Here is a 3,571-nt window from a genome sequence, read left to right as displayed (position 1 = left end):
GCCCGCCCCCGCCTCCCCGCCCTCCCGGCGGAAGCTGCCCACCGCGGCCATCGTCGGCATCGTCGTCGCCGGCTGTGCCGCCGCCGGGCTCGCGGCCGGTGCGCTGCTCAGCGGCGGCGGGGACGACAAGAAGAGCGACACCCCGCAGAACACCGCGGTCAGCTCCGCGGCGCCCAGCAGCGCGCCGGAGGGCGACGGCGGGAAGAAGGAGGACAAGCCGTCCGCCGACCCCGCGGACCCGGCCCTCGCCCAGGCCAAGGCCCTGGACGCCCTCTTGAAGGACAGCAACAACAGCCGCGACGCCGTCATCAAGGCCGTCGACTCCACCCGTAACTGCAAGGACCTGGGCAAGTCCGCCTCCGACCTGCGCGACGCCGCCAAGCAGCGCGACAGCCTGGTGACCCGCCTCCAGAAGACGCCGATCGACAAGCTGCCCGACAGCGCCCAGCTCTCGGCGCAGCTGACCAAGGCCTGGAAGTCCTCCGCGTCCGCGGACACCCACTACGCCGCCTGGGCGGACCAGGTGGGCGGCAAGCACGGGTGCGTCAAGGGCCACGCCCGCCCGTCCGGCGAGAGCGCCGCGGGCGACCGCGCCAGCGGCGAGGCGACCACGGCCAAGAAGGCGGCCGCGGAGCTGTGGAACCCGATCGCCAAGAAGTACGGGCTGTCGCAGCACTCCTGGGCGCAGCTGTAGGGGCCGGGGCGCGGCCCGGGCGGGGCGCGGTGGGTACGAATCCCGGGGGCCGGGGCGGGCCGCCCGGGTGGGAACGTACGATCGATTGCTATGCAGGGTTCGGAGAAGTCTTCCCGCCGCGGCCGCCGCTCGACCACCATGGACGGCATGCCGCTCAATGACATGCCGTGGTGGCGCTGGCGTGCGCATGTGCGCTCGGCGCTGCACATGCTCTCGGACCCCGACTTCCAGCGCGAGCGCTGGCTCGCGGGCGACGCGGGGTTCGGGGACGTGACCGACGCCGTCTACCGGCTGGTCGAGGACACCTGGCTGGACAACTGGTCGGCCGAGAAGTACATCGGGACGATCTTCCGGGACTCGGGCGAGGCCGCGCTCGTCGACCTGGCCGTGCTGCGGGTCCTGCGGATCATGCACCAGGTCGGGCCCGACGCGCCCGTCTCGGCGTACCTGGCGCACCCCGGCTGGCCCGAGGCCGTGCAGGCGGCGCGGGAAGCGCACGTACGGCTGGCGCTGAACGACGGCGACGAGCCGGAGGTGCCGCCGCGCCCGCTGGACGTGCTGGACCGGCTCACGCAGGTGCGCTGAGCCGCGCCGGCAGCTGCGCTCCGCCGGGCTGCGGCCGGGCCGTGGGCCGCGCCGCAGGGCGCGGTGGGGTCCGGGCGGTCCGGCGGGCCCCGCGGGTGTGCGAGGCTATTGGGCTATGAACGCCTCCCAGTCCCCTGCCGCCGAAGGGGCCCCAGCGCAGCCCGAGCAGTACGTCCTCACCCTCTCCTGCCCCGACAAGCAGGGCATCGTCCACGCGGTGTCCAGCTACCTCTTCATGACCGGGTGCAACATCGAGGACAGCCAGCAGTTCGGTGACCACGACACCGGGCTCTTCTTCATGCGCGTCCACTTCGGTGCGGAGGCGCCCGTCACCCTGGAGAAGCTGCGGGCCAGCTTCGCCGCGATCGGCGACTCGTTCCACATGGACTGGCAGATCCACCGGGCGGACGACAAGATGCGCGTCGTCCTGATGGTGTCCAAGTTCGGCCACTGCCTGAACGACCTGCTCTTCCGCTCCCGGATCGGCGCCCTGCCGGTGGAGATCGCCGCCGTGGTCTCCAACCACACCGACTTCGCCGAGCTCGTCGGCTCCTACGGCGTCCCGTTCCACCACATTCCGGTGACGAAGGACAACAAGCCGGAGGCGGAGGCGAAGCTCCTGGAGCTCGTCCAGGCGGAGAACGTCGAGCTGGTCGTCCTCGCCCGCTACATGCAGGTGCTCTCCGACGACCTCTGCAAGGTCCTCTCCGGCAAGATCATCAACATCCATCACTCCTTCCTGCCGAGCTTCAAGGGCGCGAAGCCGTACCACCAGGCGCACGCCCGCGGCGTGAAGCTGATCGGCGCCACCGCGCACTACGTGACCGCGGACCTCGACGAGGGCCCGATCATCGAGCAGGAGGTCGAGCGCGTCGGCCACCAGGTCACCCCGGAGCAGCTCGTCGCCATCGGCCGCGACGTGGAGTGCCAGGCGCTCGCGCGAGCGGTGAAGTGGCACAGCGAGCACCGCGTCCTGCTGAACGGCCGCCGCACGGTCGTCTTCGCGTAAACGATTCGGGCGGCCCCGCCTCCAGCCTCCTCGCCTCCAGCCTCCTCGCCTCCAGCCTCCTCACCTCCCGCCTCCCGCCTCCCGCAGGAGCGCTCCAGCAGGGGCTGACGGCGACGCTGCCGGCCGGTGGGCCCGCATCTGTGATGCGGCCCCACTGCTGTTTCACATCCGCGACAGCGAAGCCGTTGCGTAGAGGGCGTCCAGGATGGCCTCGCGGTCGCCTGTGTGGCCCGCTGCGGCGTCTTCCGGGTGGACGTGGCCCGCGGCCAGGTGGCAGAACTCCAGGGCGTCCAGGGCCACGTGGGCGACCTCGTCGTCCGGAGTGGCCGTGGCGGCGGGGGAGTCCAGGGGGACGTACCAGTGGCCGCCGCCGCTGCCTTCGACCTCCAGGTGGAGCGTGCGGCCCGGGGCGCCCGCCGCGGTCAGGGCGCGCGGCGGCGGGGCGAGGCCGGCGCGGCGGCGGCCGGCGATGGCCTCCGGGAGCATGCGGGCGGTCAGGTCGACCAGGTCGTGGAGGTGGCCGGGCGCGGGCGGGCGGTAGGGGTAGTCGACGGCGTCGGCGATGTCCTCCGCGTGGATCCAGCACGCGAAGGCGCGGCCGAGGAAGGCGTCGCGCAGGGGGAGCGTGAACCGCCCGCTCGGAACGGGAAGTTCCGCGGCGTCGCCGTCCGCGAACGACGCGCTCCGTATCAGCGCGTGCCCCTGGCTCCGCCACTCCGTGCGCACCGCGCCGGGCGTGCCCGCGGCGGCTTCCGGCTCCTGCGGCGCCTCGGGGAGGCCCAGGGCCGCGGCGACAGGGCCGTCGCCCGCCGTGAGCCGGCCGATGACCGCGGCGACCGTCATGTCGCGCTCCACCGCCCGCGTCCCGTCGAACCACTGGAGCCGCACCGGCGCCTGCCACTCCGCCTCGCCGAAGTCGCGCAGGAGGGCGTCGAGCCGGGCGGTCTCCGCGTCGTAGGGAGCGGCCCAGGAGGGCACGGGGACGCGGGCCGGGCGGCGGCCCAGGCAGGAGGCCAGCACGCGGGAGCGCAGCCGCGGGTCGAGGTCCAGATTGTCCTCCGGGTGCAGCAGGGCGACGGCTTCGCGCAGCCGTACGGCCTCGTCCGCGCAGGTGGCGCAGTCGGTCAGGTGTGCCTCGACGGCCGCGGTCTCCTCGGGGGAGCAGGCGGCCAGGGCCCAGGCGCCGAGGAGGGATTTCAGTACCTTGTGGGACATCCGGGCCGTCTCGGGAGTGTGCTGGGCCGTCTCGGGAGTGGGGCCGGGAGCGGGCGTGGGGGAGGGTG

The 3,571-nt window shown here is 73.6% G+C and carries 3 protein-coding genes and 1 pseudogene; 3 read left to right on the top strand and 1 reads right to left on the bottom strand.

Annotated elements, in window-relative coordinates; genetic code table 11:
* The 3 genes and pseudogenes from ACSNOG_RS32135 to purU form a co-directional block, all read left to right on the top strand.
* Positions 1 to 694, top strand: a pseudogene (locus ACSNOG_RS32135) (hypothetical protein); the annotation flags it as partial.
* 84 nt (positions 695 to 778) lie between these two features.
* Positions 779 to 1,279, top strand: a complete 501-nt coding sequence (locus ACSNOG_RS32130; protein WP_436756233.1) for an SCO4402 family protein — start codon at positions 779 to 781, stop codon at positions 1,277 to 1,279.
* Positions 1,280 to 1,394: 115 nt separating this feature from the next.
* On the top strand, positions 1,395 to 2,288 hold the full coding sequence (gene purU / locus ACSNOG_RS32125) for a formyltetrahydrofolate deformylase (RefSeq protein ID WP_436756232.1): 894 nt from the start codon (positions 1,395 to 1,397) through the stop codon (positions 2,286 to 2,288).
* 162 nt (positions 2,289 to 2,450) lie between these two features.
* Here purU and ACSNOG_RS32120 read toward each other — a convergent pair.
* The coding region (locus tag ACSNOG_RS32120) for a zf-HC2 domain-containing protein (RefSeq protein WP_436756231.1) at positions 2,451 to 3,571 on the bottom strand (1,121 nt) is incomplete at its 5' end.

It is taken from the genome of Streptomyces sp. URMC 124 (assembly GCF_051386455.1).
Classification (GTDB): domain Bacteria; phylum Actinomycetota; class Actinomycetes; order Streptomycetales; family Streptomycetaceae; genus Streptomyces.
This window is presented reverse-complemented; position numbering and strand designations above follow the sequence as displayed.

Bases quoted from the DNA above. Each gene is read 5' to 3' on its own strand.
- purU (WP_436756232.1), top strand. From the start codon at position 1,395: ATGAACGCCTCCCAGTCCCCTGCCGCCGAAGGGGCCCCAGCGCAGCCC.